Below are 25,384 nucleotides of genomic sequence, written 5' to 3' on the forward strand. Positions count from 1 at the left end.
CTGCGCACTTCGTGCGGCGAGGGCTTCTTGCGTCCTGCGGAGTGCGCCGGAAAGCAAACATACGGCGGCCCCTGCGATGTCCGGTCTTCGGCGGATTACTGGCTGGGGGAATAATGGCGCGCTTCGCGCGTTTTGGATGGGGTTTGTCCCGGCGGCGCGTTTGGCGCTTCGCGCCACGCGTCTTATCGATCGGGATTGAGATGCATGTGGCGCTTCTCGACTTACGACTGCAGCGGCCGCGGTTCCGTTTGGGATCGCGGTTGTTTTGTTGTGGGTCAAATATGAACGTTGTGTTAATGAGTCGGTGGACGGTGGTGTTTTTCGGTGAGCGGCGTATCCTTCCAACGGTTTGACTAGTGTGTCAGTTGAAAGGAAGAGGGCGCTCGTCATTGTTTGAATGTGAACTGCCGTTTGACCACAAGACGTTGCATCTGGAACTCGAGGATAAGAACTTCGCGGGTGTGATGGAAGGTCACCAAAACGAGTTTAAGACTACGAAATCGCAGGAAGAGCTGGTAGAGGAGTCGCTTGCCAACCCTTATGGCTCGCCTTCGCTCGAGGAGCTTTGTGCTGGCAAGAAGGATATCGTCATCATTAGCTCCGACCATACGCGTCCCGTTCCCTCGCGTGTGACGATGCCTATTCTGCTGCATCACATCCATGCTGCCGCTCCCGAGGCACGTGTGCGCATCCTGGTCGCGACCGGCATGCATCGCCCCTCGACGCACGAGGAACTCGTTAACAAGTACGGCGAGGAGATCGTCGCTAACGAGGAGATCGTCATGCATGTCGCGACCGACGACAGCATGATGAAAAAGATCGGTACCCTGCCTTCTGGTGGCGAGTGCATCATCAACAAGATTGCTGCCGATTGCGATCTGCTGCTTGCCGAGGGCTTCATTGAGCCGCATTTCTTTGCCGGTTTCTCTGGTAGCCGCAAGTCCGTCCTGCCTGGCATCGCCAGCTACAAGACCATCATGTACAACCACAACGGTCAGTTTGTGAACGATTCCCACTCGCGTGCCGGCAACCTGTGCCACAACCACGTGAGCGAGGACATGTTCGCCGCCGCCGAGATGGCTCACCTTGCCTTTGTGCTCAACGTGGTGCTCAACGGCAAGCACGAGGTCATCGGCTCCTTTGCCGGCGACATCCACAAGGCGCACGAGGCTGGCTGTGAGTTCGTGAAGAGCCTTGCCGGCGTTGAGCCCGTTGAGTGCGAGATTGCCATCACCACCAACGGCGGCTACCCGCTCGATCAGAACATCTATCAGGCCGTAAAGGGCATGTGCGCTGCCGAGGCCACGCTTCCCGAGGGCGGCGTGATCATCGACGTCGCCGGTTGTGCCGACGGTCACGGTGGCGAGGGCTTCTATCACAACATCGCCGACAACGATCCGGCGGAGTTTGAGCGCGCCTGCATCGATCGTCCCAAGGACGAGACCCTGCCCGATCAGTGGACGAGCCAGATCTTTGCCCGCATCCTGGCGCATCACCCCGTGATCATGGTCACCGACCTGTGCGATCACCAGATGCTCAAGGATATGCACATGACGCCGGTCAACACTATCGAGGAGGCGCTCAAGCTCGCCTTTGAGATGAAGGGTGCCGATGCCAAGGTTGCCGTTATTCCCGATGGCCTGGGCGTTGTCGTCGCGCAGCACTAGCACGCGGCCTAAACGAATCGTTTTTAACTGACAAGAAAGATAAGGTTTTATGCTTACCAAACTCCTCTGCGAATTCGGTGCAACTGCCCTCATGATCATCTTTGGCGTGGGCGTGCACTGCGATACCGTGCTCAAGGGCACTAAGTATCAGGGCTCCGGCCATATGTTTGCCATCACCACCTGGTCTTTTGGCATCTCGGTCTGCCTGTTTGTCTTTGGCGGCGCCGTGTGCATGAACCCCGCCATGGTGCTTGCCCAGTGCATCGTCGGCTTGGTGCCGTGGGGCAGCTGCATCCCCTTCATGATTGCCGATATGCTCGGCGGCTTTGTGGGTGCCGTAATCGCCTGGTTTATGTATGCCGATGAGTTCAAGGCTTCCGAGGGCGTCGTCGACCCCATTGCCCAGCGCAACATCTTCTCGACCAACCCCACCACCGAGGGTACGAACTATGTCCGTAACTTCTTCTGCGAGGCTATCTGCACCTTCGTGTTCATCAGCGCTATCCTTGCTGCTGCTAGCCGCGCCGGCGAGAACGTTCTGATGCTCGCAATCTGCGTCGGCCTGATCGTTTGGGCCGTTGGCATGGGCATGGGCGGCATCACCGGCTTCGCCATGAACCAGGCTCGTGACCTTGGTCCTCGCATGGCCTATCAGGTGCTGCCGATCAAGAACAAGGCTGACAACAACTGGAAGTACGGCCTGCTCGTTCCTGGCATCGCTCCGTTTGTCGGTGCCGCTCTGGCCGCGCTGTTTGTGCATGGTTTCTTGGGCATGTTCTAGTCCAAGACAATTGATATAACGCCCGGGTCCGGCATAGGTTATCTTTCCGCCGCGTCCTCGGACATGCAAGAAGCTCCCGCTGCGCACTTCGTGCGGCGGGAGCTTCTTGCGTCCTGCGGAGTGCGGCGGAAAGTTAACCTATGCCGGACCCTGCGGGAATCCAGTTGCGTTCGAACAAGCAACCAACATATATATCTGAATTTGGATGTGGTGGGCACTTTGTTGTTAGGCGCTTTGAGGTGCGAGTGACACTTTGGGATGCGTGGCGCCTTGGGGTGGGGCGATGCTTTGGGATGAGCTTCTTACTTAGTTGAAGAGGGGCTTAATGGCTGATAGGTAGTCTTTGGCTACTTCGGTCTTATCTGCTTGGAAGTTGTGCCAGGCCCACCATTGGACCATTCCTACGAAGCTTGAGGCTATGTGGTGTAGTAGGAAGCTTCGGTCCATGGTGGCGGCGGGGCCGTTTGGGTCGGTAGGGACGGTTTCGGCTGCGCGCGACATGATGGTCTTGCGTAAGCAGTCGGCGAAGACGCGTGAGCCGGCGCCGGCTACGAGGGCTCGGACGCCCTGGCGGCGCTCCCAGAGGTTGTTGAGGATATGCTCGACCTGCACGAGTGGGTCGTCGAGCGGTGTGCCATCGTCGTCGAGGGCGTGGGTGCAGATGTCGCTCACGAGTTCGGACAGTAGGTCATCCTTGCTCTTGAAGAGACCGTAGAACGTGGCTCGACCCACATGGGCGTGAGCGATGATGTCGCCGACGGTGATCTTGCCGTAGTCCTCTTCGCGCAGCAGTTCGGAGAACGCCGCGACGATGGCGGCGCGGCTTTTTGCCTTGCGGGCATCCATGGCTATGCGTCTGCGTCAACGAGCAGGCAGCGGAGCGTGCCGGAGCAACCCTCGTAGGGGCGCTTGCCGGCGCCGTAGCCGACGGCCTCGATGCGGTAGCGGGCCGGCAGGTGCTCGGACGTGCGCAGTGCGGCGACGATGGCGGCGCCCGTGGGCGTCACAAGCTCGCCGGCGACTGGTGCGGGCGTGAGGGCGATATTGCCCGCCTGGCACAGGTTGACGACAGCGGGGACGGGAATGGGCATGAGACCGTGGGCACAACGGATGGTACCGTGACCCTCGGAGAGCGACTCGACCACGATGTCCTCAATACCCAGGTCATCGAGGCAGATGGCGACAGAGCAGACGTCGACGATGGAATCGACGGCGCCCACCTCGTGGAACATGACGGTCTCGGGCGTTTTGCCGTGAGCCTTGGCCTCGGCAGCGGCGAGTACGGAAAAAATGGCGAGGGCGCGACGCTTGGCGCCATCGCTTAACTGCGAGCCATCGATGATGGCGGTGACGTCAGCCAAAGAACGGTGGTGATGGTGGTGGGCGTGATGGTGACCCTCGTGGCCATGGCCGTGGCCCTCATGGTCATGCTCGTGGCAGTGCTCGTGTTCGTGCTCGCCATGATCATGATGGTGGTGCTCATGCTCGTGCGTGTGCTCGGCAGCTGCTTCGTTGCCGTAGAGCCAGGCCATATCGTGATCGTGGTTCTCGAGTTCCTCTGCAAGCTGGACGTCGAAATCGCAGGCGTCGATGCCATGCTTGCTTACGCGTGTGACGGCGATCGTAAAGCCGTCGACCGGCAGCGTGGCGAGCTGCTCGCGCAGGTGCTCCTCGCTGGCGCCTAGGTCGAGCAGGGCCGCGACGGTCATATCGCCGCTGATGCCCGAGGTGCCGTCGATGATAAGCGTGTGCTGATGATTGGACATGGAATGCTCCTTAACGGGCGCGGGGCGTGCCGGCGCTCAGATGATTGATAAGACTTGCCTGGTAGGCGGCACCAAAGCCGTTGTCGATGTTGACGACCGAAACGCCGCTGGCGCAGGAGTTGAGCATGGCGAGCAGCGCGGCTACGCCACCAAAGCTCGCGCCGTAACCCACACTGGTGGGAACGGCTATGACCGGACAGCTTACCAGGCCGCCGACAACGCTCGCCAGTGCGCCCTCCATGCCGGCAATGGCGATGACCACCTGTGCCTGGGCGAGTTCCTCGGCATGCGCGAGCAGACGGTGCAGGCCGGCGACACCCACGTCGTAGAGGCGGTCGACCTCGTTGCCATAGAACTCGGCCGTCAACGCGGCTTCTTCGGCGACGGGCAGGTCGCTCGTGCCGGCGCAGGCGACGACGATGCGTCCGTTGCCGGTGGGGGAGGGCTTGCCGCCCACGAGGGCGAGCTGTGCGTCCGGGACATATCCCAAGTCGATGCCGTTGCCAAGAAGCTCAGCGGTGCGCGCGGCTTTTTCGGCATCCAGGCGCGTGACCAGGATGCGCTCCTGGCCGGCATCGCGCAGTGCTTCGATAATGGCGGCAATCTGATCGGCGGTTTTACCGGCCCCGTAGACAACCTCGCCGGCTCCCTGGCGCACCCCGCGCGAAAGATCGAGCTGCGCAAAGCCCAAATCGGCGGTCGGAGCCGTCTGGATGCGCGTGAGGGCGTCGGCAGGGGTGACTGCTCCGCCGGCAACATCGCTCAGCAATTGCTCAAGATCTCGCTTATCCATATATGTTCCCTTCGACGGCGCAAAGTCTAGCACTCAAAGGGTATGTTTCCGAACACTAAGACAAAATTGTTCGGAAACTATAGGACAGACTGATTCAATTGTTAGATGGATTGACTAGTCGCGCAGGATGATGTCCATGGCGAGCATCAGGTTGCGCTCGTCGATGGCAAACGGGGCCGCCTCGCGCGTCTTGGGCTTGGCGCAAAATGCGATGCCCGTGCCTGCGGCCTGGATCATGGGGATGTCATTTGCCCCGTCGCCAATAGCGACCGTATGGGCCATGTCGACGCCGCACTCAACTGCCCAGTCCAGCAGCTGGATGAGCTTGGACTCCTTGGTCACGATGTCTGCCGCCAGCTTACCCGTGAGCTTGCCGTCCACGACCTCCAGGCGGTTAGCCAGGCAAAAATCGATGCCCGCGGCGGTCACGATCTTATCGGCGACCTCGTGAAAGCCGCCGCTTACCACGCCGACCTTCCAGCCCTTGCTGTGCGCCGAGCGCACAAGCTCCAGCGCGCCGGGGGTAAACGTCACACGCTCAAAGGTGCGCTCGAACACGCTCTCGTCCAGGCCGGCGAGCAGTCCCACGCGCTCCTCGAGTGCCTGCTTAAAGTCAAGCTCGCCGCGCATGGCGCGCTCAGTGATCTGTGCCACCTGCTCGCCTACGCCGGCCTCCTCGCCCAACAGGTCGATGACCTCCTGGTTGATGAGCGTGGAGTCGATATCCATAACGATGAGGTGTGCGGTCATGACGGGCCTTTCCGAGTGCAGTTGTATTGGGGCACATTGTCGCACGTGACGAGCGCGGGCGGGTGCCGCGGCGCGTCAATTGTTTCGTCTCCGTCAAGTCTTTGGGCAGGAGCTACTTTTCCGCGGCACATCGACACAGGTGCGATAAGATAGAACGCCATGTCTGGCTGCGCGGTTTACGCAGGCCGGGCAAATCTGTACGACGCCGCCCGGAACGACACGGGGCGGCACAGATCCATAAAGGAGGATCACTGGTATGAGCCAGACCCGTCCCATCGACGAGCATTCCATGCACACCCGTACCTGCGGCGAGCTTCGCAGCGAGAACGTGGGCGAAGAGGTCACCCTCACCGGTTGGGTGAGCCGTCGCCGCGACCACGGCGGCCTTATCTTCTGCGACCTTCGCGACCGCGAGGGTATCACGCAGCTCACCTTCGACCCCGAGCACTCCGACGGCGACGCCTTTAAGATCGCCGAGACCATGCGTCCCGAGTGGCCCATCAAGATCCACGGCGTCGTGCGCGCCCGTGGCGAGGAGACCACCAACACCAAGCTCGCGACCGGCGAGATCGAGGTCCTGACCGACCACGCCGAGGTGCTCAACACGTCCGTCACCCCGCCGTTCCAGATCGAGGACGGCATCGAGACCAGCGAGGACACCCGCCTGCGTTATCGCTATCTGGACCTCCGTCGTCCCGAGATGATGGCCAACCTCAAGCTGCGCTCCGACTTTACCTTTGCCATTCGCGAGGCGCTGCACAACCGTGAGTTCATGGAGGTCGAGACGCCCTCCCTGTTCAAGTCCACGCCCGAGGGCGCCCGCGACTTCATCGTCCCCAGCCGCATCCAGCCGGGCAACTTCTACGCTCTGCCGCAGTCCCCGCAGCTCCTGAAGCAGCTGCTTATGGTCGGTGGCGTCGAGCGCTACTACCAGGTCGCCAAGTGCTTCCGCGACGAGGACTTGCGTGCCGACCGTCAGCCCGAGTTCACCCAGGTCGATATCGAGATGTCCTTCGTGGACCAGAACGACGTCATGAGCGCGCTCGAAGAGGTCCTGGCCGACGCCTTCGGCCGCATGGGTGTCGAGATGCCCACGCCGCTGCGCCGCATGGACTATTGGGAGGCCATGGACACCTATGGCTCCGACAAGCCCGATACTCGCTACGGCATGCACCTGGTTGACCTGACCGACATCTTTGCCAACTCCAAGTTCAAGGTCTTTGCGACTGCTGCAAACGAGGAGGGCTCTGTCGTCAAGGCCATCAACGCCAAGGGTGCCGGTGTCTGGGCTCGCGCCAAGATCGACAAGCTCGCCGGCGTGGCCTCCACGTTTGGCGCCAAGGGCCTTGCCTGGATCGCCTTCCGCGAGGACGGCTCCATCAACAGCCCCATCGTCAAGTTCTTCTCGGACGAGGAGATGGCTGCCCTGCGCGAGCGCATGGACGTCGAGCCCGGCGACCTTGTGATGTTCGCCGCCGGCCCGCGCCTGCTCTCCGACGAGATCCTGGGCGGCATGCGTTCCCACATGGCCAATGCGCTCGAGGTCAAGCGCGAGGGCCACGACTTCCTGTGGGTCGTCAACTTCCCGCTGTTCCACTGGGACGAGGATCGCAAGGCCTATGCTGCCGAGCACCAGCCCTTTACCCTGCCGACCGAGACCGACATCGCCAAGATCGAGGCCGACCCGCTGGCAGCCGGTTCCTGCACCTACGACTTTGTCATGGACGGCTTTGAGGCCGGCGGCGGCGGTATGCGTATCCACAACGCCGAAATGCAGATGTCCATGCTCAAGCTCCTGGGCTTTACCGAGGAGCGCGCCGAGTCGCAGTTCGGCTTCCTCATGGAGGCTCTCAAGTTTGGTGCGCCCCCGATGGGCGGCTTCGCCCTGGGCCTGGACCGCGTGTGCATGCTGCTCACCGGCTCCGACTCCATCCGCGACGTCATGGCGTTCCCCAAGACGGCCAGCGGCTCCGACCTCATGTCGGGCGCCCCGAGTGCCGTTTCCGGCGCCCAGCTCAAGGACGTCAGCCTGCGCTTGATGTAGGCAAGCGGCTACCTATTGCCTGTAACGAGGGAAGGACGTGTGCCTTCCCTCGTTTTTTATGCGCGGGCGTTGCGAGGGCATAGGTTGACCGGACGTGGCGGAAAGTGCGTCCCGGAATCTGCGTCCGGAATGGGATGAGCTTTCCGCTAGGGTTGTTCCGCGGAAACTACGACCCGGAATTTGCGTCCAGAACGGGATACGGTTTCCCGAACAGGGCCCTTTGGGAAAGTGCGACCCAGAATCCAACCAAATAACGGGACACAGTTTCCGGTTGAGCTTCTGGCGGGCCTCGGCAAGCATCTCACGCTACAATAACTACCAGGTGGCTGGGTTTGCCGGCCGAATGAGCGATGCCGCGGGAGGGGACATGGTCGAGTTTACAAAGACGATTAAAGATCCGTTGGGATTGCATGCCCGCCCGGTTGCGCTGCTCTATGACATTATTGCCAAGCATCGTAGCAACGTATCGGTCAGCATCGGCGATCGCCATACCGACGGCCGCGATGTGATGGGGCTCATGGCTCTCTACGGCGAATGTGGCGAAGACATCGTGTTCCGCGTTTCGGGCGTGGATGAGGCCTCCTGCGTCACATCGATCAGAAACCTCTCGCTCTAACCTCAACAATGTGACAAGGGGACAGGCCCCTTTGTTGCATAAATTGGTATGACAAGGCACCGCAAAGAGATGGTCTTTGCGGCGCCTCTTTTGTTTCGTATAGGAAACTTTTTCGAAAACTGAATAGGAACCCTTTCCAAAAAGTTAACCACGTGCTAGTTTACTGTAGCGAACATAGACGTGGTTAACTTTTGCTGCGTCGATGTTGAGGACGAACTGACGTTAGGAGCACACTCATGTCTTGCGGACCGCAGATGCCGGCCATGCCGCTTTCGATGGTGAAAGCGGGCGAAACCGTGCACGTGTCTCGTGTAAAGGGCAATGAGGACATGAAGCACCACCTCAAGGACCTCGGCTTTGTCGAGGGCAGTGAGGTTCACGTGGTGAGCTCGAGTGGCGCCAATATCATCGTCACCGTGCTGGGCGCACGCTTTGGTATCGATACCAAGGTCGCCATGCACATCATGACCGTCGGTTAGTTCGCAGCATTTCATAAAAGCTGAAAGGGGGAAAAGAATATGAAGACGTTGGGTGACGTTAAGGTGGGCGAGAGCTCTACCATCGTCAAGCTTCACGGCGAGGGCGCGCTTCGCCGTCACCTTATGGACCTGGGGCTCATCAAGGGCACTTCGTTCAAGGTCGTAAAGGTTGCACCGCTCGGAGATCCGGTCGAGATCAACGTGCGCGGCTACGAGCTCTCCATCCGCAAGGAGGAGGCTGCCGTCGTCGAGGTCCAGTAAGGGCCGGCGGCACATATTTCTGCAGATAAAGTTAGGTTTTTCTAACTCATTAATGCAGTGTTGAAGCACATTATCCAGCCCGCGCGGAGAAAGCAGCGCAGGCACACAAGGAAGAAGGATTGAATGGCGGACTCTCAGATCCATGTCGCGCTGGCGGGCAACCCCAACTGCGGCAAGACCACGCTTTTCAACCTGATCACCGGCGCCAACGGCTACGTTGGCAACTGGCCCGGCGTCACGGTTGAGAAAAAGGAAGCCAAGCTCCTGAGTGACAAGAACGTCACGATTACGGACCTCCCCGGCATCTACTCGCTTTCCCCCTACAGCCCCGAGGAGCAGTGCTCGCGCGACTACCTCATGAGCGGCGAGCCCGATGTGGTCGTCCAGGTCGTCGACGCCACCAACCTGGAGCGCAACCTGTACTTGGCACTTCAGGTCATCGAGACCGGTCTGCCCGTGGTCGTTGCCCTCAACATGGCCGACCTCGTGGAGAAGAACGGCGATAAGATCGACACGGACAAGCTTTCCAAGAAGCTCGGCTGCCCGGTCATGATGATCTCGGCCCTTAAGAACAAGGGTATCAATGAGCTGTTCGAGCAGGTCAAGAAGTCCGCTGCTTCCAAGGGCCAGGTGCCGGAGCACAAGTTCGATTCTTCTATCGAGGACGTTCTGACCCACATCGAGAACAACCTGCCGGCGAGCGTTCCCGCCAACAAGCGTCGCTACTACGCCGTCAAGCTGTTTGAGCGCGATGCGGACGCCTGCAAGCTCATCAACCTCACCAAGGAGAAGGCCGATCGCGTTGAGCAGCTGGTCGCCCAGTGCGAGCAGGATTGCGACGACGATGCCGAGTCCATCATCACCGGCGAGCGCTACGGCGTGATCGCCCACATCATTGACGAGTGCCTCACCAAGGCCCCTGCCAAGATGAGCACCTCCGAGAAGATCGACCGCGTGGTTACCAACCGTATCCTGGGCCTGCCGATCTTTGTGGTCGTCATGTTCTGCGTGTACTACATTGCCGTCTCTACCTTGGGCGGCACGGTGACCGACTTCACCAACGACCAGCTCTTCGGCACCGACGGCTGGTATGTGCTCGGCCAGGGTCGCGACGCCTACGATGAGGCTGTTGAGGCTGCGGGCGACAACGCCGACTCGGTCGACCCGGCACAGTACGGCCCCTATGTCCCGGGTATCACCACCGCGGTGCATGACGCTCTCGTGGCGGGCGGTACCGAGGACGGTGGCCTCGTCGATTCGCTGGTCTGCGACGGCATCGTGGCTGGCATCGGCGCCATCATGGGCTTCGTCCCGCAGATGTTCCTGCTCTTTGTGATGCTGTCTTTCTTGGAGGACTGCGGTTACATGGCCCGCGTCGCCTTCATCATGGACCGCGTGTTCCGCCGCTTTGGCCTGTCCGGTAAGTCCTTTATCCCCATGCTCGTGTCCTCGGGCTGCGGCGTCCCCGGCGTCATGGCTACCAAGACCATCGAGAACGAGAAGGACCGCCGCATGACGGTCATGACCACCACGTTCATCCCTTGCGGCGCCAAGCTGCCGATCATCGCCCTGCTTATGGGTTCCATCATTGGCGACTCTTCTACCACCGCTGCGTGGATCAGCCCGCTCTTCTACTTCCTGGGCGTCTTTGCCGTCATTGCCTCGGGCCTCATGCTCAAGAAGACCAAGCTCTTCGCCGGCCGCCCGACGCCGTTTGTTATGGAGCTTCCTGCCTACCACTTCCCGGCGATCCGCTCTTGGGCGCTGCACGTGTGGGAGCGCTGCTTCGCCTTTATCAAGAAGGCCGGCACGGTCATCTTTGCGTCCACCGTCGTCGTTTGGTTCCTCTCCAACTTTGGTAGCTACAACGGCGCCTTTGGCTACCTGCCTTCCATGGAGGGCATCCCCGAGGAGTTCATGGATTACTCCGTGCTTGCCATGTTCGGCAACCTGGTCGCTTGGATCTTCGCCCCGCTCGGCTTTAGCACCTGGCAGGCAACCGCGCTGACCGTCTCTGGCCTCGTCGCCAAGGAGAACGTTGTCGCCACCGCCGGCTCGCTGCTCTCTGTCGCCGACGCCGGCGAGACCGACCCGAGCCTGTGGACCGCGTTTGCGGCTATGTTCCCGACCATGGGCGCTTGCGTCGCCTTTGGTGCCTTCAACCTGCTGTGCGCTCCGTGCTTTGCCGCTATCGGCACCATCCGTAACCAGATGAACTCCGGTAAGTGGACCGCGATTGCCATCGGCTACGAGTGTGCCTTTGCTTGGGTCATCGGCCTGTTCATCAACCAGTTCTATAACCTGCTTGTTCTTGGGCAGTTTGGTATCTGGACGGTTGTGGCCATCGTGCTGCTGGTTGCGATGCTCTTCCAGATCTTCCGTCCCATGCCCAAACACGCATGGACCGACGAGGACGAGACCAACACTGCTTCCGCCGCAGTTTCCGCTTAAGTCCGAATAAGGATTAGCCCCTTTCCACGAGCCCGGGTGTCCCAGCGACCCCCGGGCTTTTTGGTGCAAGGGGGAAGGGTTGGTGCAAAGTAACCTGACCCCCATGCACCAAAAGCTGAGATGTGGCGTTTCCGCAGATAAAACCGACCAAAATAAACCTGTCCCTTTTTGGCAGGTGAAAGATGGGGTAAAGTAAGTGGTGGTTAACTAGAGGAGGCTTGCTATGGCACCTATCGATATTGTTGTACTGGCTGTTATCGGCATTGCGTTTGTCGCGGTATGCGTGCGCATCTACCGCAAGGGCACCTGCGCCGACTGCGCTCAGGGTGGCGTTTGCACGGGGCATTGCTCCAACAAAAAGACGTGCGCCGCACTTAAGGGCGTGGACAAAATCGCCGAAGACTTGGGTCGCGGTATTCATTAGCCGACCGGCGTTTGGGTATGTTTGACTGCGGATACGGCAGTTGCTGATACGATATGTACGTTAGCAACTGCCGCCGAGCGGCTCAAACGAAAGGAACCCTGTATGGAGTCCTCCGCCTATCCGATGCTCTTTAGCCCGATCAAGGTCGGTACAACCGAGGTCAAGAACCGCGTCTTTATGCCGCCGGTATCTACCAACCTGGCCGATCACGGCTATGTGACCGACGACTTGGTCGATCATTACCGTGCCCGCGCCAAGGGCGGCGTGGGCCTCATCATCACCGAGGTCGTGACGGTCGAGCCCACCTATACCTATCTGCCGGGCGATATGTGCTGCTACGACGACACGTTTATCCCCGGCTGGGAAAAGCTCGCCGCAGCCGTCCACGAGTATGGCTGCAAGATCATGCCGCAGCTCTTCCACCCCGCCTACATGGCCTTTAACATCCCGGGCACGCCGCGCCTGATCGCTCCGTCCTTTGTGGGCCCGTCCTATGCCCGCGAGGCGCCGCGCCCTATCACGGTCGATGAGATCCACGAGCTCACGCATCAGTTTGGCGACGCTGCCGTGCGCATGCAGAAGGCCGGTGTCGACGGCGTCGAGGTCCATGCGGCGCACGCCCACGGCATGCTCGGCGGCTTTTTGACCCCGCTCTATAACAAGCGTACCGACGAGTACGGTGGCTCGCTCGATGCCCGCATGCGCTTCTTGCTCGAGGTCATCGCCGAGATTCGCGAGCGCTGCGGCAAGGACTTCATCATCGACGTCCGTATCTCGGGCGACGAGTACACCGATGGCGGTCTGACCCTCAACGACATGATCTACGTCTCGCGTCGCCTGGAGAAGGCTGGCGTCGACATGATCCACGTGTCGGGCGGCACTACCATCAAGCGCGGCTCCGCGATTCCCGCCGCCGGTACGCAGCAGGCCTCGCACGCCGCCTGCTCGCGCGAGATCAAAAAGCATGTGAACATTCCCGTCGCCACGGTCGGCCGCATCAATGAGGCATGGATTGCCGAGGAGCTGATCGAGGACGGCGCTGCCGACATCTGCATGATGGGCCGCGCCAATCTGTGCGATGCCGAGTTCTGCAACAAGGCCGCTGCCGGCAATGCCGATGATATCCGTCCCTGCATCGGTTGCCTGCGCTGCCTGAACGGCATCATGTTTGGCAAGCGCATCTCCTGCACCGTCAACCCGGACGTGGAACGCGATGAGGCCGGCTACGAGCCTGCCGCCGAGGCCAAGAACGTACTGGTTGTGGGCGCTGGTCCTGCGGGCATGGAGGCAGCCTACATTGCCGCCAAGCGCGGCCATAACGTGGTGCTCGTGGACAAGCAGGACGAGCCGGGTGGCGAGATGCGCATCGCGGCCGTTCCGCCGGCAAAGCAGGAGCTCACCCGCGTGATCAAGTATCAGTACCGTCGCCTGGCCGAGGCAGGCGTCACGTGCGTCTTTGGCACCGAGCTCTCGGCCGAGGACATTCAGCGCGACTACGCGGGTTACGAGGTTGTCCTGGCTTATGGCGCCGAGCCCATCGCCCCGGCCTTTATGCAGGGCTTTAAGCAGGTTATGACGGCTGACGACCTGCTGGGTGGCAAGGCTTTCCCGGGTAAGAAGATCGTCATTGTGGGCGGCGGCACCGTTGGCTGCGAGACGGCCGATTACCTGGCCCCGTTGGTCAACGACCTTTCGCCGGCCAATCGCGATGTCACCGTTATCGAGATGACCAAGACGCTTGCCGCCAACGAGGGCGGTGCCGGTCGCGCGGTGCTCATCACGCGCATGCTCTCCAAGGGCGTCCATGTGCTGACCGAGGCCAAGGTGACCGAAATCACCGAGGACGCCATCAGCTACGAAAAGGACGGCGAGGTCCACACCATCGCCGATGCCGATACGCTGGTGCTTGCCATGGGCTATCGTCCCAACACCAAGCTGGCCGACGACCTTACCGCTGCCGGCGTTGCCACCCACGTGCTGGGCGATGCCCAGAAGTGCGGCAACATCCGCGACGCCATCGGCGATGGCTACAAGGTTGCCTGCGAACTCTAGTCAACCCCTTGGTGCGTGGGGGCAGGTTACTTTGCACCAACTTGGTGCATGTAAATCTGGCCCCATCGCGCCATTGCGGCTTCATGGAATAGCGCCCGTACGCATCGAATTTCTCCTCTCATAGATGCGCGGCACAAAGAGCCCCGAGTTCATACTGAACTCGGGGCTCTTTTCGTTTGGATTGCAGACGTATTGACAGACGAAAACAGTCTGTGTCCGGTATTGAGCCATACGAAAGCGAAATTATGCGTCCTAATTCCGTACGCAAATAAAGATGAAAACCGTTTGCGTCTTGGATAAATCAGTACGCAAACGGTTTTCGTCTTATAATACGCTTATGAATGGTACGAAACGAGAGGGTTGTGCATATGGTTGTTAGAGAGAGCCCTACAGTCGAATACGAGGAAAGCGTTACGCCGACGTTTCTTAAAACGGTGAGCGCCTATGCAAACTACGGGACGGGCAAGATTGAGTTTGGCGTTGATGACGAGGGCGTGGCTGTCGGCCTTGCAGATCCGGTCGCAGAGTGTCTCCGCATCGAGAACATGATTAATGACAGCTTGGATCCCGTTCCCCGTTACACGCTCGAGCGCGATGAGAAACACGGGACCGTAATCCTTACGGTTTATGAGGGCCAGGACAAACCCTATCGAAGCAAGGGAAAGGCCTACAGGCGAAACGATTCGGCAACGGTGGAGGTCGACCGGTTTGAGTATGGCAGGCTGACGCTCGAAGGCAGCAACGTAACGTTCGACGCGCTCACGTCGGCTCGCCAGGACTTTAGTTTTCACACGCTCGAGCATAAGTGTGTTGAACATCTCGGCATTTCCGAGCTAACGCCGGATATTATGCGCACGCTTCGCTTGCTCGGCAAAGATGGCTATACCAACGCTGCGGCGATTTTGGCGGATAAGAATGATTTTCCGGGCATCGACTGCGTCCGTTTTGGCGATACCGAGGATGTGATCTTGGACCGTGAGACGGCGACAAATGTATCCGCAATTGAGCAGGTGGACAGGGCGGTGGCTATGTTTGCACGCTACTACCGTTTTGAGCGTATCGAAGGGATGGAGCGCGTCCAAACCGATCGAATTTCTCTTGAGGCATTCCGCGAAGCTGTTGCAAACGCTTTGGTGCATCGGACGTGGGACGTTCGAGCGAATGTTCAAATTGCCTTGTACGACGATCGTGTTGTTGTGACTTCGCCCGGATCACTGCCTGCCGGTTTGACGACGGAACAATACCTGTATGGGCAGATATCCGTGCTCAGAAACCCAATTGTCGCCGAGGTCTTTTTAAAGCTGGATTACATCGAGAAATTTGGCACGGGAATCGCGCGCATTAGACGTGCCTATCGCGATTCGATCAATCAACCAATTTTTGATGTTCGCGGCGGCATGGTGGCCGTCACATTGCCCGCTACCGATGCCTTTGAAGGGTCCGAGGAAGAGATCCAGGTTCTCAATGCCTTGTCGGGCGGGCGAATTATGTCGCGAAGCGAGATTGAAAAACAGACGGGGCTGAGCCGCATGCGGACGTTGGCGGCACTCGAATCTCTGCTTGAACGGAATGCAATCGTAAGGCAGGGAACCGGGCGGGCCACGAAATACGAGCGCTCATAGTCCAAAAGAGCCATGGTACAAGACGGACCCCAAGCCAGCGTTGGCTTGGGGTCCGTTATATCCCGGATGGTAACGGGCCGATTATTGTCAAGTTATAGCAAAGTATAGCGACGTACAGCAAAGTATAGTGAAATATGGCAAGCCGTATAGCGCGCCTTGATTATCAACCCTTGATTATCAACCCTTGATTATCAACCGTCCGTATTTCACAGCAACTTATAACAGGCTCGGGGTGCCAATTTGGGGTGCGGTAGTGCTGCGTCACGAAAAGGGCCTATCTACTACGTTTAAGCCGCAGGGGTCAACCATAGTCGGCTTTTTCGATAATTGACAAGCTGTCTACCTGCGGTTTTGTTTTCACGGTTTTCGGTATGGTCGAGGCTATCCGTGTTAACGTAGTAGATGGGCCACTTTTGTGGCAAGGGGCCGATCTGCGAGCCAGGGTAGCTAAAAGAGCCCCGTCCCAAAAAGACTGATTGGGAGCCGGGGCGTGTCGATGCGATAGTATTACGTGGTGGAATTCGACAAACCGTGGGCTTCATCCGAGGGCTTTATGGAACAACACCAGCATTATCAGAGCCTGCAAGATCAGGCATACAACGCACTGCGCTCCAAGATTATCTATGCCGAGCTCAAGCCCGGCACGCGCCTTTCGGCGATTGGTCTGGAAAAGGAGACGGGGATCGGGCGCACGCCAATTCGCGAGTCCTTTGTGCGCCTGCGCGAGCAAGAGCTGGTGGAAACGCGTCCCAAGAGCGGCACCTACGTCTCTAAGATCAGCATGGAACACGCCGAGAATGCCTGTTTCTTGCGCGAGAAACTCGAAAGAAGCGTACTCATTAAATGTTGTCCGGCTGCCACGTCCGAGCAAAAGCATCGGCTCGAGCAGATTCTTGCCGAGTCCGAGTCGCTCGACCATAGCGAGACGCGTCGCTTTTTCGACTTGGATAACCTGTTTCATGAGACGTGTTTTGAGATTGCCGGTCGTCACATGCTGTGGGATTGGATGAAGAGCGTCAACACGCATTTTGAGCGATACAACTGGTTGCGTATGGTGTCGCAGGATCTGGATTGGGAGCCGATTCGTCGGCAGCATCGCCGGATTCTCGAGGCCATTAAGAGGGGCGATACCGACACGGCGAGCTATCTGGCCGAGACGCACTTGCACCTGATGCCCGAGGAGCAGGGCCCGGTTATCGCCTTGCATCCCGACTATTTCGAGCTGTCCAAAGACTCGTATATCTAGCCCATCACCGCATCTGCTCGAGACGCAAAAACGATGCTGCTCACCTACAGCGTTTTGCAAGCGAGATTTTTAAAAAAATGCCTAACATGGCCCAGACTGCCGACAATTAGGAAACGGGGTGCGCTATGGCGCAGATGAGAATCAAGGACATTGCCGCCGAGGCGGGCGTGAGCCCGGCCACGGTTTCGCGCTATCTCAACAACCGCCCCGGGCAGATGACCGAGGAAACTCGTGCGCGCATCGCTGAAGTCATCGAGCGCACCGGCTATCGCCCGCGTGCCGCCGCGCGCAATCTGCGCAGCTCGCGCACCAACCTCATCGGCGTGATCCTGGCCGACATCGCCAACCCGTTCTCCAGCGCCATGCTCGAAGGGCTTTCCGCCAGTGCCGCCGCGCGCGGCTGCTCGCTTATGACTGCCATTAGCGGCAATGATTCCGCCAAGGAAGCAGAGTCGCTCACCAGACTTATCGATGCCGGCGTGGACGGCCTGGTCGTCAACACCTGTGGCGGCAATGACGAGGCAATCGCCGCGGCCGCGGGGCGCCTGCCCGTCGTGCTGCTCGACCGCGATATTGCCGCCGGCGGTGTCGATCTGGTGACCTCCAACAACCGTGAGCTGGTCGCCGGCCTGGTAGACGCCTTGGCTGTCGCGGGCAGCGAGCGCCTGTGCCTGCTCACCGAGGCAAGCGATGACAGCCCTGTGCGTCGCGAGCGTGCCGAGGCCTTTGCCGACGAGCTTTCGCGACGCGGCCTTGCGGGTGAGGTCGTCACCCTGGCCGATGGTGGCGTCGAGGGTGTCAGTCGCCTGGACGAGACCATCCGCGGCTATGCGGGTAAAAAGCTCGGCCTCATTGCCGTCAACGGCTTGGTTTTCCTGCGTCTGACCGAGGCGCTGGCCCAGCTGGGGCCCTCGTTGCCGGCGGGTCTCAAGATTGCAACGTTTGACGACTATCCCTGGAACCACGTCCTCTTTGGCGGTGTGACCACGGCCGCGCAAGACACCCTTACCATTGCCGAGCGCGTAGTCGAGCGCCTGTCCGAGCGTATCGACATCGTTACCACTACGGTGGGCGATGCCGCAAAGCTCGCCCCCAAGCGCATCGAGATCCCCGGCCACATCGAACACCGCGCCTCGACCTCGCGCTAACTACTCGTTCGCAACTGCCTGTTCGCGCACGTTTTTTGGGCGCTTGATACGCTTTAACCCTGCGGAAACATTTTTCTGCGATAGTATCTGCGATATAGACCAGTCGAAACCCGCCCGAAAGAAAGGGGAGCGACATGAACCAGCAGAACATCGATTACGTACTCCGCTCCGTAGAGCAACGTGACATCCGCTTTGTTCGTCTGTGGTTTGTCGACATTCTCGGCCGCCTCAAGAACTTTGCCATTAGCCCCGAGGACCTCGAGGTCGCTTTTGAGGAGGGAATTGGCTTTGACGGCTCCGCCATCGAGGGTTTTGCCACGCCCGAGGAAGCCGACATGCTGGCGTTTCCCGATGCTTCGACCTTCCAGATTTTGCCGTGGCGCCCGAGCCACAATGGCGTCGCCCGCGTGTTCTGCGACGTGTGCACTCCCGATCGCAAGCCGTTTGCCGGCGACCCGCGCGATGCCCTGCGTCGCATGTTCCGCAAGGCCGAGAAGGCTGGCTATCTGCTCAACGTGGGTGCCGAGCTGGAGTATTACTACTTCCCCGACGAGCATACCCCCGAGCCGCTTGACAACGTGGGCTACTTCGATCTTTCGGTGAGCGATGCCGCCCGCGACTTGCGTCGCAACACGGTCCTCACGCTCGAGAAGATGTCCGTGCCCGTGGAGTACACCTTCCACGCCGCCGGCCGCTCGCAACACGGCATGAGCCTGCGCCACGCCGAGGCCCTGAGTATGTCCGACGCCATCACTACGGCCAAACTCATCATTAAGCAGCAGGCCTACGAGAGCGGTTGCCACGCCTCCTTTATGCCCAAGCCGTTGGCGGGCGAGGATGGCAGTGCTATGTTCCTGTGCCAGTCGCTGTTCGACCATGACGGCAACAACGTCTTTTGGGGCGAGGACGACGAGAAGTACCATCTCTCCGACGTCGCCAAGCACTACATGGCAGGTATTCTGGCACACGCGCGCGAAATCAGCGCCATCACCAACCCCACGGTCAACTCGTACAAGCGCATCACCACGGGTGGCGACTCCGTGCCGCAGTACGCCACGTGGGGCCTGCGCAACCGCGCGAGTATGGTCCGCATCCCGGTCTACAAGCCCGGCAAGCCGCTGTCCACGCGCATCGAGCTGCGCAGTCCCGACCCCATGGCCAACCCGTACCTGGTCAACGCCGTCACGCTGGCGGCTGGTCTGGACGGCATCGAGCGCAAGCTGGAACTCCCGCCCGAGGCCACGGCCGAGACGCTCAAGCTTACCGACCGTCAGATGGTCGAGGCCGGCTACGCGCCGCTGCCGCGCTCGCTCAAAGAGGCGCTCGACGTGTTTGAGGACTCGCAGTTTATGAAGGATGCTCTCGGCGAGCACATCCACAGCTTCTTCCTCAAAAAGAAGCGCGACGAGTGGCATAAGTTTGAGTCTACGATCACCGAGTGGGAGATCAAGCACTATCTGGCGAACTCCTAATCGCGCTGGCTTGTTCCAGTACGATTGAGCTCATTTCTTTGGAGGCCGATATGTCCGAAAAGAGTGCCCTGTTCATGGCGCGCACGACGCGCTTCCACGAGTTTGCCCGCAGCCTGACGACCACCCTGGGTGTCGAGGTGAGCCTGGCAACCCCCGATTCGCCGACTGCGGCGCACGACTTTGACCTGCTGATTCTCGATTCAGATGGCATCCGCAGCGACCGCATCGATCAGATTGCCAAGTGGCTTGACGATCGTGGTGGCGTCCCCATGTTGGTGATCGTTGACGACGAGGCGCTCGGTACCCTGCGCCTGCCGAATCACGCGCATGCCGACTTTGTGTGCCCCACGGCGACGCCCAACGAGCTCAAGGCTCGCGCGCAGCGCCTGATGGGCGAGGAGGAGACCGTCACCGCCGATGATGTGCTCAACATCGATAACCTCGAGATTAATCTGGCTACCTACCAGGTGACACTCGATAACGAGCCCATCGACCTGACGCTGATGGAGTACTCGCTGCTGAGCTTTTTGGCGACGCACCCCAACCGCGCCTACAGTCGCGAGGTGCTGCTGCACCGCGTATGGGGCTTTGAGTACTGCGGCGGCACGCGCACCGTCGACGTGCACATCCGACGCATCCGCTCCAAGGTGGGCCCGCAGATCGCGGCGCACATCACCACCGTCCGCGGCGTGGGATATCTGTTTAAGGACTAGATTTCCACCACAAAGGGGACAGGCACCTTTGTGGTGGTTTTGCCGCAGGTGCGGGTTCCCTTCGAGTTTGCAGCAGAACTTAAGCCTTCCTAAAAGATTGCGTTCTCGTACACGTACGCCCGCATATTGGGGTACAACTCAACGTGAACAATGATGGCCCGCCACGTGTTTGGCGGGCCATTGGTTATTTGACGAAAGGATCGCAGCTATGAGCGAGAACGATTCCCAGCGTCCCCAGGATGTTGGCAATGCCGGCGAGACTCAGCAGCAGCCGCGCGTGCAGGTGGAGTCGACGCCTGCCGACGGCAACAACATTCCCTACGTGCAGGCCTACGACACGCAGACCGGAAAGCCGCTGGGCAGCCAGCAGGTTGTAAACAAGCACACGGTGGTCAAGACCAAGACCAAAAAGCTGCCGATCTTTATTACGGCGCTCGCCGGCTGCGCCTGTGGCGCCCTGCTGGTCATTGCGCTCATTATGAGCGGTACGCTCAACATTGGCGGCGGCAAGAATGCCGTGACGGCGGGTGCTTCGGGTTCATCGACGCAAAAGATCACCATCGATTCCGAGGACACCACGCTGGCCGAGGCCGTTTCTGCCAAGGCCCTGCCCTCCGTGGTTTCCATTACCGCCACTTCGAGCGGCGGCCAGAATGGCTCGCTTTCGCAGTCTGCCGACGAGTCGGACAACTCGGGCAGCGTCGGTTCGGGCGTGGTGCTCGATACCGAGGGCCACATCCTCACCAACAACCACGTGGTCGATGGCTATGACCAGTACGTGGTGACCATGGACGACGGCACCACCTACGAGGCCGAGTTCGTGGGCAACGATGCCTCGAGCGACCTAGCCGTCATCAAGCTCAAGGACGCCGACGCCTCCAAGCTCACGCCGATCGAGATTGGTGACTCCTCCAAGCTCAACGTGGGCGAGTGGGTCATGGCGATCGGTTCGCCGTTTGGCAACGAGCAGTCTGTCTCCACCGGTATCGTCTCGGCGCTCTACCGCTCCACGGCCATGAGCTCTACCAACGGTAACACCATCTATGCCAACATGATCCAGACCGATGCCGCCATCAACCCGGGCAACTCCGGCGGCGCGCTCGTTAACGACAATGGCGAGCTTGTGGGCATTAATTCGCTCATCGAGAGCTATTCGGGCTCCAGCTCGGGCGTGGGCTTTGCCATTCCGGTCAACTATGCCAAGAACATTGCCGACCAGATCATCGACGGCAAGACGCCGGTGCATCCGTACCTGGGCGCCACGCTTTCGAGCGTCAATGCACTTAACGCCCGCACCAACAAGCTGAGCACCGATAGCGGCGCGTATGTGGCAAGTGTCGTCGAAGACGGTCCTGCCGCCAAGGCCGGCATTCAGGAGGGCGACGTCATCACCAAGCTGGGTGACGACGAGATTACGAGCGCCGATGGCCTGATCATCGCACTGCGCAGCCACGAGGTGGGTGAGAAGGTCGAGATCACGCTCATGCGCGGCAAGGAAGAGAAGAAGGTCACGGTTGAGCTGGGCTCCGACGAGGAGCTGCAGAACCAGCAGCAGAACGACAGCGCGACCGATACCGGCAACGGCGGTATTACCGACGAGCAGCTGCGCCAGTATCTGGAGGAGCTGCTTGGCCAGCAGGGCCAGGGTCAGGGCAACGGCCAGGGTTTCTAACGAGCTGTATCGCACATATCGAAGCCAGAGGGGCTGTTCCGCCAGCGCGGGACAGCCCCTCTTTTCGCGATGATCCCTTGGAGACGGAGGAAAACGGATCATTTAGAAACGGCAAGGGCATGGTTTGAACGCGCGATCCACTCCAGTTTGATGGCTGCCGATTCGGTGCGGTTTGAGACCGCTATTCGGCCCCATGGTGACCGGTGGTACTCTTGTATCCGTTTGAAATCGAGCGAAGGAGTGCCGCTATGGAGCAATCGAGCCTGTTTGGTGACGGCGTGGACATCGATACCGAAACGCCCGCGAGCACGGATACCGCTGCACCGGCCGATGCCCGTGCCCAGGCGGCAGCGCGTGCGGCCGAGCTGCGCCACGAGCTCGATTACCACGCCTATCGCTACTACATGCTCGATGCGCCCGAGATCACGGACGCCGCCTTTGACAAAATGCTCGTTGAGCTGCAGCAGATCGAGGCGACCTACCCCGACCTGGTGACGCCCGACAGCTATACCCAGCGCGTGGGCGGCTACGTGAGCGAGCAGTTTACACCGGTCACACATATGGCGCGCATGTATTCCATGGACGATGCTATGGATCTGGACGAACTTGACGCGTGGCTCCAGCGCGCCGAGGATGCGCTCGGTGCCGGCAGCGTCACCTATACCTGCGAGCTTAAGATCGACGGTCTGGGCGTGGCGCTTACCTATCAAAACGGCACCTTTATGCGCGCCGCCACGCGCGGCGACGGTACCACGGGCGAGGATGTGTCGCTCAACGTGCGCACCATCAAGGATGTGCCCATGCATCTGTCCGAGGCAGCGCTCACCCACATGGGCGCCGACCGCGAGCGTACCATTGAGGTACGCGGCGAGGTGTACATGCCCAAGGGCAGCTTTGTTCGTCTGAATGAAGAGGCCGATGCCGAGGGCCGCGACCCCTTTGCCAACCCGCGCAACGCCGCCGCCGGCAGCCTGCGCCAAAAGGACCCCAAGGTCACGGCGCGCCGCGACCTGGCTACCTTTATCTACGCCATTGCCGATACCGATCCGCTGCACGTCCACAGCCAGCGCGAGTTCCTGGACTGGCTGCGTAGCGCCGGCTTTAGCGTCAACCCCAACGTTGCCCGTTGCGCCACACCCGCTGAGGTTCACGAGTTCTGCGCCCAGGCGCTCGAGCATCGCGGCGACTTGGACTACGACATCGACGGCGTGGTCGTAAAGGTGGACAGCTTTCAGCAGCAGCTCGACTTGGGCTTTACCGCCCGCGCACCGCGCTGGGCCATTGCCTTTAAGTTCCCGCCCGAGGAAAAGCAGACCGTCCTGCGCGAGATTCGCATCCAGGTGGGCCGCACCGGTGTGCTCACGCCGGTCGCCGAGTTCGACCCGGTGACGGTTGCCGGCTCCACCATCGCGCGCGCCACGCTGCACAACATCGACGAGATCCGCCGCAAAAACGTGCGCGAGGGCGACACTATCATCGTGCACAAGGCGGGCGACGTAATCCCCGAGGTCGTGGGCCCGGTGCTCGACAAGCGCCCGGCCGACAGCGTTGACTGGCAGATGCCCGAGGTCTGCCCCGTGTGCGGCAGCCCCGTGGTCCACGAGGATGGCGAGGTCGCCTACCGCTGCGTGTCCATTGACTGCCCGGCGCAGCTCAAGGAGCGCTTGCTCCACTGGGTGAGCCGCGGCTGCATGGACGTTGATGGCCTGGGCGACGAGATCGTCGACAAGATGATCGCTGCCGGCCTGATCCACGATGTCGCAGACTTCTACCAGCTCACGGTCGATGACATCGCAGGCCTGGATACGGGGCGCGTGTACGCGAGCACCAATAGCAATAAGGGCGTTAAGAAGGGCGATCCTATTCCGGTAGGCCTCAAGACGGCCGAGAAAATCATCGCCGAGCTCAACAAGTCCAAGAGCCAGCCACTCGGGCGTGTGCTGTTTGCCCTGGGCATCCGTCATGTGGGCAAGAGCGTGGGCGAGGTCATCGCCGAGCGATTCCTGTCGATTGACAAGCTCATCTTGGCGAGCGAAGAGGATATTGCCGAGTGCGAGGGCATCGGTCCCAAGATTGCGGCGAGCGTCAAACAGTTCCTGGCCGTGCCCGAAAACCTCGCCGTGCTGGAGCGCTTGCGCCAGGCTGGTCTGTCGCTTGAGGTCGACTTGGGCGCCGCGCACGCGCAAGCCGCAGCCGACGCTGGGGTGGCGGGCGAGCTTGCCGACGCACAGCCGCTTGCGGGTCTGACCTTTGTGCTCACCGGCACGCTCGTCAATCGCACGCGCGACGAGGCGGGTGCGGCGCTCAAGGTGCTCGGCGCCAAGGTTTCGGGCAGTGTTTCTAAGAAGACGAGCTACCTGGTCGCCGGTCCCAAAGCGGGCTCCAAGCTCACCAAAGCCGAGCAGCTGGGCGTACCCGTGCTGGACGAGGACGCACTCGAGCAGATCTTGGCTACCGGCGAGGTGCCTGAGGCGTAAGGCATCGATAGCCAAATTGAAGAACCGCCCGGAAGCACGATGCCTTCCGGGCGGTTCTTACTTTGCTGGGGCAACCGGCACCGTGATCTGCGTTACGTAGGTTGCCGGGTCGTCGCTGATGATGTCGTCGATCAAGGCGATCTCGCGCGAGGGGCCGGCGGGCGTCAGGTTGTGTTCGCGCATATAGCTGAGCAGCCGCTCGTAGCGCGGGGCTGCTTGTCCGTGCGTGCCGCGGAAGCTTATGGTTAGGCAGCGCGCGGCGGGCCGCACCTCGACGTCGCCCAAGTAATCATCGGTGTCATCGAGCAGCAGGAAGACCTCGTCGTAGCCATCAAAGTCGCCGGCGGCGAGGCGTTCGGGCGCGATGCCCACACCCAGATTGCCCAGATAGGCAAAGGTTTCGTGCTGCCCCTGCTGAAGCTGGCGGATATGCCATCCCAGCGAATAGGCGTCGGTGGGATTGACGCGCTCGTGCAGCGTGGCGCAGCGAAGTTCGGGTTCCTCGATTTCGCTAATGGTGTCGAGATCAGCATTCAAAGCGCCATGAAGCAAGGCAAGCCGCTGGTCAATCTTGCGCGACATGCGCTCCAACTCACGCCGCCTGTGCTCAATTAACTCCTGTTGCTTGGTCAGTTGCCGTTGCATCAAATCCATATCGCGCGTAGTGACAAACTCGCGAATCTGGGCCAGCGGCAGGTCAAGAACGCGCAGGTTGCCGATGGTGTTGAGGGTGGAGAGCTGCCGCGATCCGTAGTAGCGGTACCCACTCGTCGGATCGACATATGCCGGTTCCAATAGCCCCATCTGTTCGTAATGGCGCAGTGTGCCCACGCTCAAATTGAGCAAGCGCGCCACCTCGCCAATGCGGAGCAGGCCCTCGGTGTGTTCGCTTGGCATGTCGGTCACAGGACCGCTCCTTTCGGTAAAACAGGGGAGAGGCGCTAGGCCTG

At 60.3% G+C, this 25,384-nt stretch carries 21 protein-coding genes; 16 read left to right on the forward strand and 5 right to left on the reverse strand.

Annotated elements, in window-relative coordinates:
- Positions 1-389 precede the first annotated feature (389 nt).
- Together larA and larD are read left to right on the forward strand one after the other, a co-directional pair.
- Positions 390-1,667: a nickel-dependent lactate racemase gene (gene larA, locus DW943_RS05725; RefSeq protein ID WP_117778829.1), complete on the forward strand. Its 1,278-nt coding sequence runs from the start codon at positions 390-392 to the stop codon at positions 1,665-1,667.
- A 49-nt stretch (positions 1,668-1,716) separates the two neighbouring features.
- Positions 1,717-2,448 (forward strand): D/L-lactic acid transporter LarD, encoded by a 732-nt coding sequence (larD, locus tag DW943_RS05730; RefSeq protein WP_117862447.1) that lies wholly within the window; start codon positions 1,717-1,719, stop codon positions 2,446-2,448.
- A gap of 306 nt (positions 2,449-2,754) precedes the next feature.
- On the opposite strand, the gene DW943_RS05735 is transcribed toward larD, so the two are convergent.
- The 4 genes from DW943_RS05735 to serB form a co-directional block, all read right to left on the reverse strand.
- The gene (locus DW943_RS05735; protein ID WP_117862448.1) at positions 2,755-3,294 is read right to left on the reverse strand and encodes a TetR/AcrR family transcriptional regulator; all 540 of its coding nucleotides are present in this window, start codon (positions 3,292-3,294) and stop codon (positions 2,755-2,757) included.
- Between the two features lie 2 nt (positions 3,295-3,296).
- Complete coding sequence (locus DW943_RS05740) at positions 3,297-4,214, reverse strand: LarC family nickel insertion protein (protein ID WP_117862449.1); 918 nt, start codon at positions 4,212-4,214, stop codon at positions 3,297-3,299.
- 10 nt (positions 4,215-4,224) lie between these two features.
- Entirely contained in the window at positions 4,225-5,007 is a 783-nt protein-coding gene (gene larB, locus DW943_RS05745) for a nickel pincer cofactor biosynthesis protein LarB (RefSeq protein ID WP_117862450.1), read from the reverse strand.
- Positions 5,008-5,121: 114 nt separating this feature from the next.
- Positions 5,122-5,757 carry a phosphoserine phosphatase SerB gene (gene serB, locus DW943_RS05750; RefSeq protein ID WP_117862451.1) on the reverse strand — a complete coding sequence of 212 codons (636 nt, stop codon included), beginning with the start codon at positions 5,755-5,757 and terminating at the stop codon, positions 5,122-5,124.
- A gap of 256 nt (positions 5,758-6,013) precedes the next feature.
- On the opposite strand from serB, the gene aspS reads away from it, so the two are divergent.
- From aspS to ligA, 14 genes are all read left to right on the forward strand, one after another.
- Positions 6,014-7,801, forward strand: coding sequence for an aspartate--tRNA ligase (aspS, locus tag DW943_RS05755; RefSeq protein ID WP_117862452.1), 1,788 nt, complete (start codon positions 6,014-6,016; stop codon positions 7,799-7,801).
- A 367-nt stretch (positions 7,802-8,168) separates the two neighbouring features.
- Positions 8,169-8,417 (forward strand): HPr family phosphocarrier protein, encoded by a 249-nt coding sequence (locus DW943_RS10475; RefSeq protein WP_158564421.1) that lies wholly within the window; start codon positions 8,169-8,171, stop codon positions 8,415-8,417.
- A 236-nt stretch (positions 8,418-8,653) separates the two neighbouring features.
- Positions 8,654-8,896, forward strand: coding sequence for a FeoA family protein (locus DW943_RS05765; protein WP_231500839.1), 243 nt, complete (start codon positions 8,654-8,656; stop codon positions 8,894-8,896).
- A gap of 39 nt (positions 8,897-8,935) precedes the next feature.
- Positions 8,936-9,157, forward strand: a complete 222-nt coding sequence (locus tag DW943_RS05770; protein ID WP_006234774.1) for a FeoA family protein — start codon at positions 8,936-8,938, stop codon at positions 9,155-9,157.
- Positions 9,158-9,280: 123 nt separating this feature from the next.
- A complete protein-coding gene (locus DW943_RS05775) occupies positions 9,281-11,608 on the forward strand; it encodes a ferrous iron transporter B (protein WP_117862454.1) in 2,328 nt (775 codons plus the stop codon).
- Between the two features lie 223 nt (positions 11,609-11,831).
- Positions 11,832-12,032, forward strand: coding sequence for a hypothetical protein (locus tag DW943_RS05780; RefSeq protein WP_117634210.1), 201 nt, complete (start codon positions 11,832-11,834; stop codon positions 12,030-12,032).
- Positions 12,033-12,134: 102 nt separating this feature from the next.
- Entirely contained in the window at positions 12,135-14,084 is a 1,950-nt protein-coding gene (locus DW943_RS05785) for an NAD(P)/FAD-dependent oxidoreductase (protein ID WP_117862455.1), read from the forward strand.
- A 368-nt stretch (positions 14,085-14,452) separates the two neighbouring features.
- Complete coding sequence (locus tag DW943_RS05790) at positions 14,453-15,706, forward strand: ATP-binding protein (RefSeq protein WP_158566111.1); 1,254 nt, start codon at positions 14,453-14,455, stop codon at positions 15,704-15,706.
- 553 nt (positions 15,707-16,259) lie between these two features.
- Complete coding sequence (locus DW943_RS05795) at positions 16,260-16,952, forward strand: GntR family transcriptional regulator (protein WP_117862457.1); 693 nt, start codon at positions 16,260-16,262, stop codon at positions 16,950-16,952.
- 125 nt (positions 16,953-17,077) lie between these two features.
- Positions 17,078-18,100, forward strand: coding sequence for a LacI family DNA-binding transcriptional regulator (locus DW943_RS05800; RefSeq protein WP_117862458.1), 1,023 nt, complete (start codon positions 17,078-17,080; stop codon positions 18,098-18,100).
- Positions 18,101-18,234: 134 nt separating this feature from the next.
- Positions 18,235-19,572 (forward strand): glutamine synthetase family protein, encoded by a 1,338-nt coding sequence (locus tag DW943_RS05805; RefSeq protein WP_117765404.1) that lies wholly within the window; start codon positions 18,235-18,237, stop codon positions 19,570-19,572.
- Positions 19,573-19,622: 50 nt separating this feature from the next.
- Positions 19,623-20,285 carry a response regulator transcription factor gene (locus tag DW943_RS05810; RefSeq protein ID WP_006234733.1) on the forward strand — a complete coding sequence of 221 codons (663 nt, stop codon included), beginning with the start codon at positions 19,623-19,625 and terminating at the stop codon, positions 20,283-20,285.
- 208 nt (positions 20,286-20,493) lie between these two features.
- Complete coding sequence (locus tag DW943_RS05815) at positions 20,494-21,957, forward strand: S1C family serine protease (protein WP_117563646.1); 1,464 nt, start codon at positions 20,494-20,496, stop codon at positions 21,955-21,957.
- A gap of 248 nt (positions 21,958-22,205) precedes the next feature.
- A complete protein-coding gene (ligA, locus tag DW943_RS05820; RefSeq protein WP_117862459.1) occupies positions 22,206-24,434 on the forward strand; it encodes an NAD-dependent DNA ligase LigA in 2,229 nt (742 codons plus the stop codon).
- Between the two features lie 57 nt (positions 24,435-24,491).
- On the opposite strand, the gene DW943_RS05825 is transcribed toward ligA, so the two are convergent.
- Complete coding sequence (locus DW943_RS05825) at positions 24,492-25,331, reverse strand: MerR family transcriptional regulator (protein ID WP_233543612.1); 840 nt, start codon at positions 25,329-25,331, stop codon at positions 24,492-24,494.
- Positions 25,332-25,384: the final 53 nt, after the last annotated feature.

Source organism: Collinsella sp. AM44-11 (assembly GCF_003467145.1).
Lineage (GTDB): Bacteria > Actinomycetota > Coriobacteriia > Coriobacteriales > Coriobacteriaceae > Collinsella.

Coding starts and splice junctions, on each gene's coding strand:
- DW943_RS05735 (WP_117862448.1), bottom strand. CDS start 3,294: ATGGATGCCCGCAAGGCAAAAAGCCGCGCCGCCATCGTCGCGGCGTTC.
- aspS (WP_117862452.1), top strand. CDS start 6,014: ATGAGCCAGACCCGTCCCATCGACGAGCATTCCATGCACACCCGTACC.
- DW943_RS05800 (WP_117862458.1), top strand. CDS start 17,078: ATGGCGCAGATGAGAATCAAGGACATTGCCGCCGAGGCGGGCGTGAGC.
- DW943_RS05810 (WP_006234733.1), top strand. CDS start 19,623: ATGTCCGAAAAGAGTGCCCTGTTCATGGCGCGCACGACGCGCTTCCAC.
- DW943_RS05765 (WP_231500839.1), top strand. CDS start 8,654: ATGTCTTGCGGACCGCAGATGCCGGCCATGCCGCTTTCGATGGTGAAA.
- DW943_RS05785 (WP_117862455.1), top strand. CDS start 12,135: ATGGAGTCCTCCGCCTATCCGATGCTCTTTAGCCCGATCAAGGTCGGT.
- larB (WP_117862450.1), bottom strand. CDS start 5,007: ATGGATAAGCGAGATCTTGAGCAATTGCTGAGCGATGTTGCCGGCGGA.
- DW943_RS05790 (WP_158566111.1), top strand. CDS start 14,453: ATGGTTGTTAGAGAGAGCCCTACAGTCGAATACGAGGAAAGCGTTACG.
- DW943_RS05815 (WP_117563646.1), top strand. CDS start 20,494: ATGAGCGAGAACGATTCCCAGCGTCCCCAGGATGTTGGCAATGCCGGC.
- DW943_RS05775 (WP_117862454.1), top strand. CDS start 9,281: ATGGCGGACTCTCAGATCCATGTCGCGCTGGCGGGCAACCCCAACTGC.
- serB (WP_117862451.1), bottom strand. CDS start 5,757: ATGACCGCACACCTCATCGTTATGGATATCGACTCCACGCTCATCAAC.
- larD (WP_117862447.1), top strand. CDS start 1,717: ATGCTTACCAAACTCCTCTGCGAATTCGGTGCAACTGCCCTCATGATC.
- DW943_RS05805 (WP_117765404.1), top strand. CDS start 18,235: ATGAACCAGCAGAACATCGATTACGTACTCCGCTCCGTAGAGCAACGT.
- DW943_RS10475 (WP_158564421.1), top strand. CDS start 8,169: ATGGTCGAGTTTACAAAGACGATTAAAGATCCGTTGGGATTGCATGCC.
- DW943_RS05780 (WP_117634210.1), top strand. CDS start 11,832: ATGGCACCTATCGATATTGTTGTACTGGCTGTTATCGGCATTGCGTTT.
- DW943_RS05740 (WP_117862449.1), bottom strand. CDS start 4,214: ATGTCCAATCATCAGCACACGCTTATCATCGACGGCACCTCGGGCATC.
- DW943_RS05795 (WP_117862457.1), top strand. CDS start 16,260: ATGGAACAACACCAGCATTATCAGAGCCTGCAAGATCAGGCATACAAC.
- DW943_RS05825 (WP_233543612.1), bottom strand. CDS start 25,331: ATGCCAAGCGAACACACCGAGGGCCTGCTCCGCATTGGCGAGGTGGCG.
- ligA (WP_117862459.1), top strand. CDS start 22,206: ATGGAGCAATCGAGCCTGTTTGGTGACGGCGTGGACATCGATACCGAA.
- DW943_RS05770 (WP_006234774.1), top strand. CDS start 8,936: ATGAAGACGTTGGGTGACGTTAAGGTGGGCGAGAGCTCTACCATCGTC.